At 57.8% G+C, this 15,507-nt stretch carries 11 protein-coding genes and 1 riboswitch; of the genes, 4 read left to right on the top strand and 7 right to left on the bottom strand.

Annotated features, from left to right (window positions below):
• The first annotated feature begins 135 nt into the window (after positions 1-135).
• A complete protein-coding gene (locus OHL22_RS10740) occupies positions 136-4,305 on the top strand; it encodes a chemotaxis protein CheB (protein WP_263336736.1) in 4,170 nt (1,389 codons plus the stop codon).
• 23 nt (positions 4,306-4,328) lie between these two features.
• Here the strand turns inward: OHL22_RS10740 and gluQRS are convergent, their stop codons facing one another.
• The 5 genes from gluQRS to OHL22_RS10715 all read right to left on the bottom strand — a co-directional run bounded on the left by gluQRS (position 4,329) and on the right by OHL22_RS10715 (position 7,531).
• The gene (gene gluQRS, locus OHL22_RS10735; protein WP_263336734.1) at positions 4,329-5,345 is read right to left on the bottom strand and encodes a tRNA glutamyl-Q(34) synthetase GluQRS; all 1,017 of its coding nucleotides are present in this window, start codon (positions 5,343-5,345) and stop codon (positions 4,329-4,331) included.
• 91 nt (positions 5,346-5,436) lie between these two features.
• Complete coding sequence (locus tag OHL22_RS10730) at positions 5,437-6,015, bottom strand: hypothetical protein (RefSeq protein WP_263336731.1); 579 nt, start codon at positions 6,013-6,015, stop codon at positions 5,437-5,439.
• Positions 6,012-6,599: a DUF4252 domain-containing protein gene (locus tag OHL22_RS10725; RefSeq protein WP_263336727.1), complete on the bottom strand. Its 588-nt coding sequence runs from the start codon at positions 6,597-6,599 to the stop codon at positions 6,012-6,014. The genes OHL22_RS10730 and OHL22_RS10725 overlap by 4 nt, the downstream gene beginning before the upstream one ends.
• Before the next feature lie 25 nt (positions 6,600-6,624).
• On the bottom strand, positions 6,625-6,990 hold the full coding sequence (locus tag OHL22_RS10720; RefSeq protein WP_263336725.1) for a hypothetical protein: 366 nt from the start codon (positions 6,988-6,990) through the stop codon (positions 6,625-6,627).
• 4 nt (positions 6,991-6,994) lie between these two features.
• Positions 6,995-7,531 (bottom strand): RNA polymerase sigma factor, encoded by a 537-nt coding sequence (locus OHL22_RS10715; RefSeq protein WP_263336722.1) that lies wholly within the window; start codon positions 7,529-7,531, stop codon positions 6,995-6,997.
• Positions 7,532-7,985: 454 nt separating this feature from the next.
• On the opposite strand from OHL22_RS10715, the gene OHL22_RS10710 reads away from it, so the two are divergent.
• Positions 7,986-8,552 carry a hypothetical protein gene (locus OHL22_RS10710; RefSeq protein ID WP_263336719.1) on the top strand — a complete coding sequence of 189 codons (567 nt, stop codon included), beginning with the start codon at positions 7,986-7,988 and terminating at the stop codon, positions 8,550-8,552.
• Positions 8,553-8,600: 48 nt separating this feature from the next.
• Here the strand turns inward: OHL22_RS10710 and OHL22_RS10705 are convergent, their stop codons facing one another.
• Positions 8,601-9,374 carry a hypothetical protein gene (locus tag OHL22_RS10705; RefSeq protein WP_263336716.1) on the bottom strand — a complete coding sequence of 258 codons (774 nt, stop codon included), beginning with the start codon at positions 9,372-9,374 and terminating at the stop codon, positions 8,601-8,603.
• 149 nt (positions 9,375-9,523) lie between these two features.
• Positions 9,524-9,751: riboswitch (cobalamin riboswitch) on the top strand.
• 138 nt (positions 9,752-9,889) lie between these two features.
• On the opposite strand from OHL22_RS10705, the gene OHL22_RS10700 reads away from it, so the two are divergent.
• The gene (locus tag OHL22_RS10700) at positions 9,890-12,370 is read left to right on the top strand and encodes a ribonucleoside-diphosphate reductase subunit alpha (protein ID WP_263336711.1); all 2,481 of its coding nucleotides are present in this window, start codon (positions 9,890-9,892) and stop codon (positions 12,368-12,370) included.
• A gap of 315 nt (positions 12,371-12,685) precedes the next feature.
• Entirely contained in the window at positions 12,686-13,705 is a 1,020-nt protein-coding gene (locus OHL22_RS10695) for a ribonucleotide-diphosphate reductase subunit beta (protein ID WP_263336709.1), read from the top strand.
• Between the two features lie 34 nt (positions 13,706-13,739).
• On the opposite strand, the gene OHL22_RS10690 is transcribed toward OHL22_RS10695, so the two are convergent.
• On the bottom strand, positions 13,740-15,116 hold the full coding sequence (locus OHL22_RS10690) for a DNA polymerase Y family protein (protein ID WP_263336706.1): 1,377 nt from the start codon (positions 15,114-15,116) through the stop codon (positions 13,740-13,742).
• Positions 15,117-15,507 lie beyond the last annotated feature (391 nt).

Below are 15,507 nucleotides of genomic sequence, written 5' to 3'. Positions count from 1 at the left end.
CGCCCTTTGTACGTTACCGCTCTGTACGACGCCCCCTCTGCACGATACTCTAAAGGCCACTGATTTCTCCCGGTATGCGATTCCAATTTTCGTGTGCCTGCAAGACGCAGCGAGAGAAGCGGGAGCAAAACCAAGATGAAATCCCGTCCGTCCAAGCCTGCATCCTCACCGAAGAAGAATCTCGCGCGCAAAGACCCGCCCGCGCGAAAGGGCACTTTTCCCATAGTCGCCATCGGAGCCTCTGCCGGCGGTCTCGAAGCATTTAAAGAGTTCTTCCGTGCGCTGCCGTCCGATACCGGGATGGGGTTTGTGCTGATCCAGCATCTGGATCCGAGCCACGAAAGCATGTTGACGGAAATCATTGCAAAAGCCACCACAATTCCGGTGGAAGAGGTTCGATCCGGCACGCCCATTCGCCCAAATCACGTTTATGTCATTCCGCCCAATACCCTTATGGCCCTGGCGGGTGGCATTTTTCAATTGTCACCGCGTGGCAAAACGCCGGGCCAGCATCTGCCGGTGAATTTCTTCATGCATTCTCTTGCCCGGGAGCGGAAGAGTGGTGCAATTGGCATCGTCCTCTCCGGCACGGGAACAGACGGCACGGCCGGGATGGAGGAGATCAAGGCGGAAGGGGGCATCACCTTTGCTCAGAGTCCGGCGACGGCCAAGTATGACGGAATGCCGCGCAGCGCCATCGATTCCGGGTGCGCGGACTTCATTCTTGCGCCAAAGGAGATGGCAAAGGAACTGCGGCGCATCCAGCATCATCCTTATGTTCACCTGGAAACACAGGATGCCGAATCAGAGATCGAGCAACCGGGCGGAGGGGAGTCGGACAAGGGGGAACCTGCCTCGGACAAGTCAGGCCCGGAAGAGCACTCCGATGACTCAATCTCGTCGTCTCATGCGAGGGATTTCGGCGTACTCCTGACTCAGCTTCGCAAGGCCAGTGGGGTCGATTTCAGCCAATACAAACCGAACACGATTCATCGCCGGTCCTTGCGCCGGATGCTGCTTCTCAAAATCGATTCGCTTCGAGAGTATGGGAGTTATCTGAAAGAGCATCCCGAGGAAAGTCAAAAGCTATACGAAGACGTGCTCATCCCTGTGACCAGTTTCTTTCGCGATTTCGAGGCTTTCGAGTCTCTGAAAACGCAGGTCTATCCCGCCATCGTGAAAGATAAGGCGAACAAGGGCACAATCCGGATGTGGGCGCCGGGTTGCTCGACGGGCGAAGAGACCTACTCGCTGGCCATGACCCTGCTGGAGTTCCTGGGCGACCGTGCCTCCAGCTTCCAGGTGCAGATCTTCGGGACTGACCTGAACGAAAAGAGCATTCAAAAAGCCCGAACCGGGGTATACCGGGAAAGCATCGCGGAAGAGATATCTCAGGACCGCCTGGCGCGCTTTTTCGTTAAGGTAGAGGACGGCTACCGGGTTAACAAAGCAGTGCGCGATATGTGCGTCTTCGCTCGGCAGAACGTGGCCAACGATCCACCTTTTTCGCAGATGAATGTTGTTGCCTGCCGCAACCTGCTGATCTACATCCAGCCGGTACTGCAAAAGAAGATCATCCCCGTTCTGCATTATGCCTTGAAGCCTTCCGGGTTCCTTGTCCTGGGAAGTTCGGAGAGTGTATCCACCTTTCCTGAGCTGTTCTCCACGGTGGACAAGAAGCACAAAATTTACGCCAAAAAGGCCACGGCTTCGCGCCTTCATTATGACTTCGTCCAGAGTTATTATCCCGCGCAGAGCGCGCTCAGTATTCGCGGCCAGGCGCTCAAATCGCAGTTCAACGACAAGGATGAGCTCGATGTTCAGGCTGAGGCCGACCGGCTCGTACTACGGGAGCACGCTCCCGCCGGAGTGGTGATCAACCGCGACATGGAAGTGGTCCAGTTCCGGGGACAGACGACACCATATCTTGCGCCTCCGCCGGGTAAACCCAGCATGAACGTGTTGAAGCTGGCGCGAAATGGGCTGGCCATCGAACTGCGGGCGTTGATTACCGCTGCGGCGAAAAAAGATGCAGCCGTCAGGAAAGATAGTGTCGCGTTCGACGAGAACGGTCATAAGCGCACACTCAACCTGTCGGTGACGCCGTTGGGAGAAAAGGGGGCGGTCGAGAAAGGTGCGCGGAATAGAGACTTCTTCCTGATCCTCTTCGATGACGTGACTCCACTGTGGACCCCTCCGAAGGAGGTGACTGCGGAGCGCAGGTCCAAAGGCCGTGGAGCCGGCGATCAGGAAACGAGGCGGCTGAAGCAGGAACTTGCCGGTACGCGCGACGCGTTGCGGTCCGCAATCGAGTCGGAAGATTCCCTCAGGGAAGAATTTCAGTCGGCGAACGAGGAAATCCTCTCTGCGAACGAGGAGCTGCAGAGCACGAATGAGGAGCTTGAGACCTCTAAGGAAGAGCTGCAATCGGCCAATGAAGAGCTCGGCACGCTCAATGCTGAGTTGCGCGTCAAGAACACCGAACTCCACGACCTGAGCAATGATATTTCGAACCTGCTGAACAGCACGCGAATTCCCGTTGTCATGCTGGACCGGAGGCTTCACATACGACGTATTACCCCCAGTGCTTCCGGCCTCTTCGCGGTCCGTCCTGCAGATGTTGGGCGGCCGTTTACCGACATCAAGCTCAACATCGACATGGCGTCCTACGATCTCGAAATGGAGATCGGAAAGGTTCTCGATAATCTCCAGCCAGTCGAGCGCGAGGTGCGGGACCTGGATGGGCGCTGGCACGCATTGAGCATCCTGCCTTATCGAACGCAGGACAACAAGATAGATGGCGCAGTGCTGGCATTGCAGGACATCGATGCCATTAAGTCGGCCAGGGATCAGCTGGCAAGATCCAATGACTTCTTTCGTGGAATCTCCGACACGGTTCGAGAACCGCTGCTGGTGCTCGATGCAGATCTTCGGGTCATTAGCGCGAATGAGTCTTTTCTGAATACGTTCAAGGTTTCATCGGAACAAACTTCGAACAGGTTGCTCTATGACCTTGGCAACGGCCAATGGCAGATCCCCGCATTACGGAAATTGCTCGAACGAGTGCTGCCTGAAAAGCAGATCGTAACGGACTTTGAAGTGGAGCACGACTTCGAAACGATCGGCACGAGAACGATGCTGCTGAACGCACGAACGCTCGTGCAACCGAATCAATCTCAGCCAATGATTCTGCTCGCTATTGAGGACATCACCGAGCGTAAGCACTCGGAGACCGCTCTCGCAAGGCTGGCCGCCATCGTCGAATGCTCGGACGAGGCTATCATCGCCAAGAGCGTGGATGGAGTGATTCAGTCGTGGAATCGCGCGGCAGAGCGCTTATTTGGGTACACAGCGCAGGAGGCAGTCGGACGGTCCGTCACAATACTGATGCCCCCCGAGCGGGTCCATGAGGAATCAGAGATTCTGGAACGCATTCGCCGCGGAGAGCACATTGAGCACTACGAATCTATCCGACGGCGTAAGGATGGGAGCTTGCTCCCTGTCTCGTTAACGATTTCCCCTATTTTCGATCAGGCTGGCCGGGTTGTGGGCGCATCAAAAATCGCGCGCGATATCAGCGGTCGAAAACTCACGGAAGCCGCTTTGATCAGATCGGAGAAGCTGGCCACCGCGGGGCGTTTGGCGGCTACGCTGGCCCATGAAATAAACAACCCTCTGCAGGCTATAACGAACCTTGTCAACATCTGGGCGCGATCTCCTGGACTGGATGCACAAGGTCAGGCACATGCGGCGATGGCGGAGAGCGAGCTGCGTCGTGTGAGCCATCTCACCCAACAGTCTCTGAGTTTTTACCGGGAGTCATCTGTTCCAACGCCCGTCAATGTCGAAGAGGTGATCGATAGTGTCTTCAGCATTTATGACAAACGCATTCAAGCCAAGAAGATCCGCGTAATGAAGCGATATCGATTGAATGGTACGACTGTCAAAACCTATCCCGGCGAGATTCGCCAGGTATTCTCGACTCTGCTTCTGAATGCGATGGAGGCGGTCGATACCGGCGGCGCCATTGCCGTCCGCACTCGCAAGACGTCTCACTTGAAAAATCGGGCGATTCGGGGTATTCGAGTAACCATTTCCGACAACGGAGTCGGCATTCCCGCATCCAACATTTCTCGTATCTTCGATCCATTCTTTACCACCAAAGGTGACAATGGCACCGGACTGGGCCTCTGGGTGGCAAGCGGGATCATAGACCGTGCTGGCGGCTCGATTCTGACTCGAAGCAGCGTGCGCCCAGGTAAGAGCGGAACCTGCTTTTCAATCTTTTTCCCCGCCAAAACTTAAGCCGTCACCATTGCTGCCATGCCTCAAGCCAGTATCGGCAGCTCCGCCGAAAAGATATTCAGCGGCGTAATCCCGCGCTGCCGCAGCGCGCGCAGACTCAGCGCATCATAACGCTTCGCCAGCCTCTGCCCATGGTGATCCGCCACCAGCGTGCAGTGGTACCAGCTAGGCGCGGCAAAGCCCAGCGCGCGCAGCAGCAGTATCTGTCGCGCCGTGGACTTCAGTAGATCAGCCCCGCGCACCACTTCCGTAATCGCCATCGTTGCGTCGTCCACCGCGCAGGCAAGCTGGTAGCTCGGCACATTGTCCCTGCGCCACACCAGGAAATCCCCAAAGTCCACGCCTGCTGTGAACCGCTGTAGTCCCATGTGCTGGTCGTAAAACTCCACCACCGCCCCATCCGGCACGCGAAACCGCCAGTTCGCCGGCGCCGGCTCCATCTTTCCCGAGGTAGGCCCCGGAAGCTGCGCCGTATCCGCCGAGAGATGCCTGCATGTGCCCGGATAAATCGGCTCATCATCCGCCTGCGCCATCGCGCCCTCATGCGGAGCACTCGCCAGCGCGGCCAGCTCCTTACGCGAACACCGGCACGGATAAATCAACCCCCTCCGCATCAGATTCCGCCACGCGTCCGCATACAGCCGATGCCGCTTACTCTGAAAGTACGGCGCATAAGGGCCGTTGTTGCCTGTGCGATCTGCCTTATCCGGACCAGCAGCCCCGGGACCCTCCTGCCAGCGAATCCCCAGCCACCGCAGATCCTCAATCGCCGCATCCACATACTCGCTCTTGCTGCGCTCCGGATCGAGATCATCCATCCGCATCACCAGCGTGCCCTTTGCATCCCGCGCCCGCTGATAAGCCGTCCAGAAAGTCCGCGCATGCCCCACATGCATCAGCCCCGTCGGCGAAGGCGCAAGCCGGCCGCGATACAGCTCAGGGCTGCGATACGGCTCATTGCCGGCGTGTTCTTCCGGGTTGTCCTCACTGCCCTTCGCATCCGTAATCGTCAGCGAAGGCAGCAGCCGATCAGTGCTCACCCTCAAAGTCTACGCACAAAACAGAAATGCGCGGAATGGATGACTTGATTCCACACCGCGCATACCCTGTTTCGACTTTTTGTCCGAAAATCTACTCAGCACCCTCATCCGCCGAATCGCTCTTGTCCGCATCCTTCGGCGAGTGATCCTGATTATCCGACCCACCCGTGTACTGATGATGCTTGTGATGGAACGGCGACATGTCGTCATCCAGATGATTCGGATCAACCGACACCTGCACCACATCCATCTCATGCCCATCCAGATCCACAATCAGCATCGCCATCCGGTCGCCCTGGGGTTTCGTGTAGATCAGCGTCTGCTCGCTTCCGTCCTTGCTCGTCTCGCGAATCATCCGTCCCCAGCCCTTGCCTACATGCTGCTCCACAATCGACGTCAGCTCCGCGCCGTCCACATCTTCGTCGAAGTGTTCGATCTCCGCCACATGCAGCCCGCCCACGCCGCCATGCGAAGCAACATGTGCAATGCCGCTGATCAGCCCCATAAACGGAATCTTGTTCGCATGCACGTGATAGCGCGACTCAATGCCATGTACCACCGGATCGAACCCGCCCCCGCCAAAACCGCCGCCCATCGCCAGCATGATCGCCGGAGTCATCACGGCAGCTATGCCCATTCCCACCGCCACCGGATACCATGCCTGCTTCATTTGCCGGCCTCCTTCTCAGCCTTCTTGATGCGCTTGCCCGCTTCCTTCGGAATCCCAAAGTTCCCGCTCAACTCCGCAACCTTATCGATATCGATCGGCCCCAGAATCAGCACCAGCGAAAGCTCCCTCGGCTCGGCATCCAGCACATACAAACCCTGCATCTGGCCATTGACCAGCTTCACGTACACATCCGTACCTTCAGGCTCGCCCTTCGTCCGTTCATGCACCATCGGAGACCACTCCGAACCCTCAAAGTACTTGCGCAACGCGGCCAGGTCAGCCGCAGAATACGAATTGTCCTTATCGAACTCGTAGTCGCGCACGTACACGCCCTTCAGGTTTCGGATCATGTCCTTCACGGCCTGCGAGTCCTTATCGTCACCCTCATCCTTGTCAATGAACTTCGCTGCAAAGGCCAGCATGCTCTTATCCAGCGTCACCTCTGTCACATGCTTCGCCTTGTCCGCCAACACCTTCTCTGCCGGCGAAGGCATCGGCAGCTCATCCTGCGCGCGCGCCGCCATCACCAGCGCAATCCCCATACCAACCGCCAACATTCCCGCCCACACTCTCGTCGCTTTCATCCCGTCCTCTTTCTCCCGCCGCCGATCAGCGATTCTCTTCGCTGGAGCTTGATTTGTCGTTAATCCGGTCATTAATCCGGTCGAGCGCCCGATTCGTGATCCGAAGCGCCAGCATCACCTGTGCCTTCGCTTCTTCACCCTTCTGCCGCTCCACCGACCGCACTTCCATCTGGTGGTAGACCACAATTCCGCTCGCAATCGCCGCCAGCACCGCCGAAGCCGCAATCCGCTGCAACATCCAGCCGCCGCCCTCGGCAAACCTGTGCTGCCGCCGCGCCCTTGACTCCGCCAGCACCCGCGCCTTCAGCCCCATCGGAGCCTCACGCCGCTGCATCGCCATCCGCAGCCGCTGCTCAAACTCAGCCAGCTCCTGCTCGTTCTCGTGGTCCATCCTGCTATGCTCCACGCACATACTCCTTCAGGGTTTCCCCGGCTCTCGCCCGCAACAGCTTCAACCCGCGCTGCAACTGGCTTTTCACCGTCGCCAACGGAGACTTCACCATCGCTGCAATCTCCTCCGGCGTCATCTCTTCCTGGTATCGCAGCACCAGTGCTGCCCTCTGCGACTCCGGCAAACCCGCAAGCAACTCCTCAATCCGCGCGCTCAATGGACCATCCTCATCGAATGGCTCGATCAACACGTGCCGTTCCTCAAGCTCCACCCATACATCGGTGCCAAGACTGGTGGTCCGCGTCCTGCGCCTTCGCAATGCATCCGCACAGCGATGCATCGTCACCTGCCGCAGCCACCAGCGCGCATGCTCGGCCGACTTCATCTTGCCCAGGTTCCGGTCCAGTTCCAGCAGCACATCCTGCGCCAGTTCCTCCGCCAGTCCCCGGTCGCCGGTTATTCGCCAGGCCAGCGAGAAGACCATCGACTGGTGCTCCTCCACTAACTCTTCGAAATCCGGCTGCCATCTCGGCTCTCTCATGCGCTTCTACTCTCTATTCCGCAACCAGCGGTCTATCGGGATGCAAAGCCATACGTTTTTTCGCGCAGAGATGTTCAATGGCCACCGAGTTTAACGGCCACTGGAGTGTCCATTGCCTTTGTCCTTGCTTTTTTGTTTGTCATCCCCGAAGGGGATCTGCTGTTGTCTCTGCTTTTCGCCCGAATCACCATCACCGGGGTACCCCATTCATTCGGCGCACTCTGCCGAATGAGTGGGATTCCGCCCAGGCGGTTCCACCAACAAACCCCATTCGCGCGAAAGCGCGAACCGGAGGGAGCAGGGGCATTCATGCCCCTGAAAAATCAGCCCGGAAAAGAAAGCGGCTTCAGCCGCGGGCCTTCCTTGTAGTCACCACCGATCTAGCGGAATCCAAATGATTGCTTTTTCGCGCAGAGATACTCAACAACTCTCCATTCATGGGATATTTGTTCACATGCGCATTGAAGCGTCAGAAAACGATGCTGTGGGATTCGTGGCTGCGGTCAACGAAGTAATCGAGGGACTGCTTCGCAATGAGAAGCCGGAAAGCCTGATCGTGATCAAGGTCGACAACTGGTTCGGGCAAAAATGGCTAGGATTTTCTGGCCTGCCGATACCGCATGTCGCTGCGTTCTATCGGGGAAGCGGGACGAGAATTCCGCCGTTCGTTCCGAACAGAGTTGTTTCACAGCGTCGATTCACCGCACCGTATTACGAGGAAGTAGACGCAGGATCGCCAATCCATCAAAAGATCCGAAGCAGGCATGCCTTAAGAAGGAAGGCCTCAGAAATTGCTCCCGGCACGCTGTTGGTTTGGTACAGCGGTGAATCGGAAAAGGACAAGAGAGGCAGCTTAATGGCCTACATACCCGATGGCAACTCGTACCGGTATTGGTACGCGCAATGGCAAGATGTGAACGGCTGGCACGTCGTCCAAACCGACGGGATAAAGCAGCCTGATCTATTGAAGTTGTTGAGCTCCACAGATTCTCCAGTTTCAGCGCAGCCTCATCGCTCTTAAGACGAGCCATATTCGCGCAAAGCGCGAACCGGGAGGGAGCAGGGGCATTCATGCCCCTGAAAACGACTGTCCAGCCAGTTCCAGTCCAATGAGCTTTATCCAATTTCGTAATTCCCTTGATCGACCGCTGAGATCCAGATTGGCGAGCCTTGTGCCAAGCGGCTCCCACTTAGACGGCGGTGGATCATGTGCAATGCCAAGCAGCCATCGATCAAACGCCCAAGGGCATCCTTCGCGAATCTCGGCTTCTCGCCGGACAACCCATTCCGCAAGCTCTAAAAGGTCCTGATCGAAGGGAAGATCAGGGATGCGTAGTGCGAGCCACAACAAGGCGATGCCGTAGTAAATCGGCTGCTCGTCTCCTTGTTCAAGATTAGGATGCAGCATCATCCACGCAAGAAAGCGAACCGCGCTTCCACTGAAATTAATCGGCAGCGCCTCAAGACTGCCGATTAACTGGATCAAGCTGAGACTCGGGCTCGCCCCATCGGCGCTGTAGTTCCAAGGTGATTGCATCGCACGAAGTAGTGCTGCGCTCGAGAATGCGCGAATCCAATGTTCCTTTTCCCGCTCCGGCTCCGGGCTGCCGTCCGGCTCGGAATAGCGAACCAGTTCTAGAACCTCGCAGGGGTACCAATGCATCGGTTCAGCAAAGATGTGCTTATCTCGAAGCAATCGAAGTGCTGCGAAATGCTGCTCTTGGTCTTGGCCATAGTCAGCTAGCGCAATCTTCGCGAGCATATCGTCACTAATATGCTTTGAAATCTCCGATAACAGAAGGTCCTTGTCTGGCCGCAATGACTCCAAGAAATCGCGAAGCATGGATATATCCTCGATTCTCGAATTCTATTGCGGGAGGCCCATGCCCCCGCTTCCTCCGCTTTTCACACTCCACACTCCCATTTCCCACTTGTACCCATTTCCACACCCACCCCAACATATAGACGTTGACCAGCCACCAGACCCGCGATATAGTCGAAACTGCTTTCGGTGGTGAATCCTCCGATTCACCTGAAAAGGGAATCCGGTGCAACTCCGGAACTGCCCCGCAGCGGTAAACAGGAACGAACCCTCCAGGCCTGCAAAGGTCAAAAGCACTGGCGAACGCCCGATCCTCCCAACGGTCGGCAAGAGCTGGGAAGCTGGAGCAAGTAGGCAAGCCTGCAAGTCCGAAGACCTGCCGGGAGACGCGTTCCAGGCGAACGCGAGATACGCAACCGCCTCCGAGGGGAAGGCCGGGCGGCTTCTGGCTGGTTTTTCCAGGCACTGGTCCGTCTTCGTTTCCTTTCGGTCTGATGATTTTTGCTCTACCTGTACCGGAAAGGACCCCCTCCCCAATGGCCGCAACATTGCAACCCGCTTTCGATTCTGCTTTCGAGCCCGACCGGCCAGCCGCCCAGCAGGCCAGCCTTACCGAGCTCGATCCCAACTTTCCACCCGCCGAAGCCGCGCCGCAGATGCAGGTGCGCAAGCGCTCCGGAGCCCACGAGCCTGTCGACGTCAACAAGATCGTCCGCGCCGTCGAGCGCTGCTGCGCTGGCCTGCCCCACGTCGACGCCATCCGCGTAGCCAGCAAGACCATCGGCGGCCTCTACAACGGTGCCTCCACCCGCGAGCTCGACTCCATCTCCATCCAGACCGCCGCCTCGCTCATCGCCGAGGAGCCGGAATACTCCCGCCTCGCGGCGCGTCTCCTGCTCGAAACCATCGCCAAAGAAGTCGCCGGGCAGAACATCTATTCCTTCTCACAGTCCGTCGAGCTCGGCGCGCGCGAAGGCGTCGTTTCCAAGGATGCAGCCGAGTTCGTCGCCGCCAACGCGCGCAAGCTCAACTCCGCCATCGACGACCGCTACTCCGACAGCTTCGAGTACTTCGGCCTGCGCACCGTCTACGACCGTTACCTGCTGCGCCACCCCATCACCCGCCAGGTCATCGAGACGCCGCAATACTTCTTCCTCCGCGTTTCGTCAGGGTTGTCCACAACCGTAAACGAGGCCGTCAACTTTTATCGCCTGCTCGCTTCACACGACTATCTGCCAAGCTCGCCGACCCTCTTCAACAGCGGCACCAAGCACAGCCAGATGTCGAGCTGCTACCTACTCGATTCGCCGTCCGACTCGCTCGACTCCATCTACGACACCTACAAGCAGGTCGCGCTGCTGTCGAAGTTCTCCGGAGGCATCGGCCTCGCCTTCCATCGCATCCGCAGCGAAGGCTCCCTCATCCGCGCCACCAACGGATTGTCCAATGGCATCGTTCCCTGGCTCCGCACCCTCGATGCGAGCGTCGCCGCCGTCAACCAGGGCGGCAAGCGCAAAGGCGCATGCTGCGTCTATCTCGAGCCGTGGCACGCCGACGTCGAGAGCTTCCTCGAAATGCGCGATAACACCGGCGATCAGGCCCGTCGCACCTACAATCTCAATCTCGCCAACTGGATTCCCGACCTCTTCATGCAGCGCGTCGAAGCCGACGGCCAGTGGTCGCTCTTCGATCCCAAAGATGTGCCCAACCTGACCGATCTTTACGGTCCAGCCTTCCAGACTGCCTATGAAGAAGCCGAAGCGAAGAAGATTTACAAGCGCCAGATCAAGGCTCGCGATCTCTACGCGCGCATGATGCGCACACTCGCCGAAACCGGCAACGGCTGGATGGTCTTCAAAGACGCCTGCAACATCAAGTGCAACCAGACCGGCACAAACGAGATCGGCAATCCCGGCAACGTCGTGCATCTCTCCAATCTCTGCACCGAGATCACCGAGGTCACTTCAAAGGCCGAAACCGCCGTCTGCAATCTCGGCTCCATCAATCTTGGCCGCCACATTACGGATGGCAAGTTCGACTTCGACAAACTCGCCGCCACCGTGCGCCACGCCGTGCCCATGCTCGACCGCGTCATAGACATCAACTTCTATCCCATCCCGCAGGCAGCCGGATCGAACTCGCGCTGGCGTCCCGTCGGCCTCGGCCTCATGGGCCTGCAGGATGTCTTCTTCCAACTCCGCTGGGCCTTCGATTCCCCGGAAGCTCGCGAGCTCTCGGCCCGCATTCAGGAAGAGATTTACTTCCACGCACTCTCCGCATCGTGCGAGCTGGCCGAGCACAGCGGTCCGCATGAAGCCTTCGGTGAAACTCGCGCTGCGAAGGGCGAGCTGCAGTTCGATCTCTGGGGTGTGAAGCCGACGGACGCCGCACGCTGGGACGCGCTGAAAGCTCGCATCGCCAAGCACGGCCTGCGCAACTCGCTACTCATCGCCATCGCGCCGACAGCAACCATCGCCTCCATCGTCGGCTGCTACGAGTGCATCGAGCCCCAGATCTCCAATCTCTTCAAGCGCGAGACGCTCTCCGGCGAATTCATGCAGATCAACCGCTACCTTGTGAACGAGCTCAAGGGGCTCGGGCTGTGGTCGGAAGAGATGCGCACACGCATCAAGCTCGCCGAGGGATCGATCCAGTCCATCGCCGAGATCCCCGCCGAACTGAAATTGATCTACCGCACCGTCTGGGAGATTCCCATGCGCTCGCTCATCGACATGGCCGCCGATCGCGGAGCGTACCTGGACCAGAGCCAGTCGCTCAATCTCTTCTCGGAGTCGCCCAACATCGGCCGCCTGAGCAGCATGTACATGTACGCCTGGAAGCGCGGCATCAAGACCACCTACTACCTGCGCTCGCGTCCCGCAACCAAGATCTCCAAGACAACCGTCGCACATGCGGCCCGTCCGGCCGCGGAAGCGCCGCCCGCACCGCAGTACACAGCCAGCCAGGCCATAGCCTGCTCCCTCGAAAACCCCGGCAGTTGCGAAGCCTGCCAGTAGCCAAATTGCTCCACAGGAAATTGCTCCACACCGCGTTCCGTGGAGCAACTTTCCATTCGCTGTAACAAGGCACAAACACCCAAAATTGTACGCAATTGCAAGCATCTGAAATCAGGCGATTTCCAACAAACCTCGCCAAACCCATTACCGTTCGCCCAAAAGTGTTCCACGAGGAGCAATTCCGAAGTACCAATCAAGCGGGTGCCCCAGGTCTCGATTTTGAGACCTGGGTTCGCAATTGCTCTACGTGGAGCAATTTCCCGCATCAAAAATGTTCCACGTGGAGCAATTTCCAAAGAAGATCAGGAGTTCTCAATGTCCACCAAAGCCCCGAACAGCATCCTCGACCCCGGCCTCTCGCTCACCCTGCGCCCTATGCAGTACCCGGTCTTCTTCGACATGTTCAAAAATGGCATCAAGAACACCTGGACCGTTGAAGAAGTCGACTTCTCGACCGACCTGGTAGACCTGCGCTCGCGATTGACGCCAGCCGAGACGCACCTCATCCAGCGCCTCGTTGCCTTCTTTGCCACCGGCGACTCCATCGTCTCCAACAACCTCGTGCTCAATCTCTACAAGCACATCAACTCACCCGAAGCCCGGCTCTATCTCTCGCGCCAGCTCTTTGAAGAGGCAGTGCATGTGCAGTTCTACCTGACGCTGCTCGACAACTACGTGCCCGACCCGGACGCTCGTGCCGCCGCTTTCGCTGCAGTAGAAAACATCCCCTCGATCAGCAAAAAAGCCGACTTCTGCATGAAGTGGATGGACTCTATCCAGCAACTCGACGAACTCCGCACTGAAGAACATCAGAAGCAGTTTCTGCTCAATCTGATCTGCTTCGCCGGCTGTATTGAAGGGCTGTTTTTCTTTGCTGCGTTTGCTTATGTGTATTTTCTGCGATCACGGGGATTGCTCAATGGCCTCGCAGCTGGAACGAACTGGGTCTTTCGTGACGAAAGCGCACATTTGGAATTCGCGTTTGAAGTGGTGAGTATTGTGCGGGAGCAGCATCCGCATCTCTTTGACGCCGAGCTTGAGCGGGATGTGGTGACGATGTTGCGTGAGGCTGTGGATTGCGAGGTGCAGTTTGCGGAGGATCTGCTTTCGGGTGGAGTGGCTGGTTTGTCAGTGAAGCAGATGCGGCAGTATCTGGAATATGTAGCGGATTCGCGTGTTGTGCGGCTGGGCATGCAGCCTATCTTCGGATCGAAGAACCCGTTTGATTTCATGGAGTTACAGGATGTTCAAGAGCTGACTAACTTCTTTGAACGGCGCGTCTCGGCCTACCAGGTGGCGGTGGCCGGTGAAGTGGCATTTCACGAAGATTTTTAGGCGAATTGGACGACGTGTGTTCGTGGAGGCTGCGTTACAGGCGCAGGCTGATGCCTTTTTTCGAGTGGTCGAAGATCTCCGGTACGGAGCGGAAGGCGATGCGAGTGGGGGCGGCCTCGAAGGCTTTGAGCATGACGGCTGGGGCGAGGGTGCTCATGCCGTACTTGTGATTGAGCGTATCCATTGCGGCTGCGAGGCGCAGACGTTCGCTGGTTCCGTCCTGTGAGTCGAAGAGGGTCAGCGAATGCAGTTCGTCGGGAACGAGATCGCTTAGTGTCACGCTTACGAAGAAGGGCTGCTGGTGTTCGCGATCTTTGGGTCGCGAATTCCATAGCCGGAGCAATGCGCCAATCAGCGTGGGATTGTCCTGGCACTCCAGTAGCCGCATCTCTGCCGACCAGCTTTCCGAACGACCCGGTCCGAATGGTGATGAGCCTTTCATGCGCGTCCTGCCTTGAAAGGCGATGGTCAGGCTGATGCGCGAAGCCCAGAGATTGTCACCGCGCATCCGCATGGCTGCTTTGTGCAGCAGTTTGTGCGCCACTGCCCATGCGCCTTCGGGAGTGCGGAAGATTGGCGCCAGCACGTGTTGATGGCCCATGGATTTGGCGCATTCGCGGTCTTCCTCTACCAGATCGTCGCCGCGTAGCCAGTGCCACATGCGCTCACCCCAGACAGAGCCCCAGAGTTCGCCAGCCTGCTCGCGGCCATGGTCGCGCTCCAGGACTGCGAGCAGGTCAGTCATGGTGTGGATGCCTTTGTCGTTAAGCCGCTTTTCCATGCGCGCGCCTACGCCGGGCAGGTCGCGCAGCTCAAGAGTGGGCAGTGCCTGGGGCAAAATATCCTTTGTCAGCGCGATAAGGCCGTCCGGTTTGTCCATGTCGGTGGCGACTTTGGCCAGATACTGATTCGTGGCCAGACCGATGGAGCAACGCAGCGTGCTGCCCACCTGCTCACGGATCGCCTGCTTAATGCGCTTCGCGAGATCCATGGCGGCCAACAGGGGGCGTTCCTGTCCGATGAGCTGACAGACCATTTCGTCGATGGAGCGGATGGATGTGACCGGAATGCAGGTCCAGACGGCTGCGACGATTTTCTTGTGGTACTCGGTATAGAGCTCGTGGCGGCCTTCCACGAAGATGATGTTGGGACAGAGTTCCCTGGCTTCCTTCACCATGGTCCCGGTCTTGACGCCGAAGGCCTTGGCCTCGTAACTGGCGGCGATACAGCAAGTGGTGTCGACGAGAGAAGGCACCACGGCGACAGGGCGGTTGCGCAGCTCAGGGCGCACCTCCTGTTCGACGGAGGCGAAATAGGAATTGAGGTCGAGAAAGAGCCAATTGACCTCAGGCTGCTGCGTGACAAGGCGGCGGGTGGCTGGGGGAGGGACGGGATGCGCAAACGTGGCCATTGCGAAATCCTCTGTTCTATTTTCGCCTTATTTTCGCCAAAACACAACTACTTTTCCACTCCCTACGTCTAAAGTTTCAGTGGAAGCACCGATGTAATACTTGACGTGAGAGTTTCCACGTGAGACTTTCTGTACATCCTTGGGTTGAACTCTGCAGGCAGGTTGAAACTAGCCGGATGTTCGGAGCCGGCTTAGTCAGGAATTATGCACTCGCTGGTACATTGGATGACGTCGATTGGAACCGTTCTGGCGGTGGTGATTACGCTGGGCGCTGGAGTCCTGATTTATTGCTGCCTGAGCTGCTCAAGCTGCGGCTGCAAAGAGAATGATGAGCTGTTTCGAAAGAAATCGGCTTAAGCGGGTCGAGCGCGGGCGATTTTATCGAGTGGAG

It is taken from the genome of Acidicapsa dinghuensis (genome assembly GCF_025685685.1).
GTDB classification, from domain to species: Bacteria; Acidobacteriota; Terriglobia; order Terriglobales; family Acidobacteriaceae; genus Acidicapsa; species Acidicapsa dinghuensis.
The sequence above is the reverse complement of the archived record's forward strand: the minus strand, read 5'-3'. Positions and strand labels throughout refer to the sequence as shown.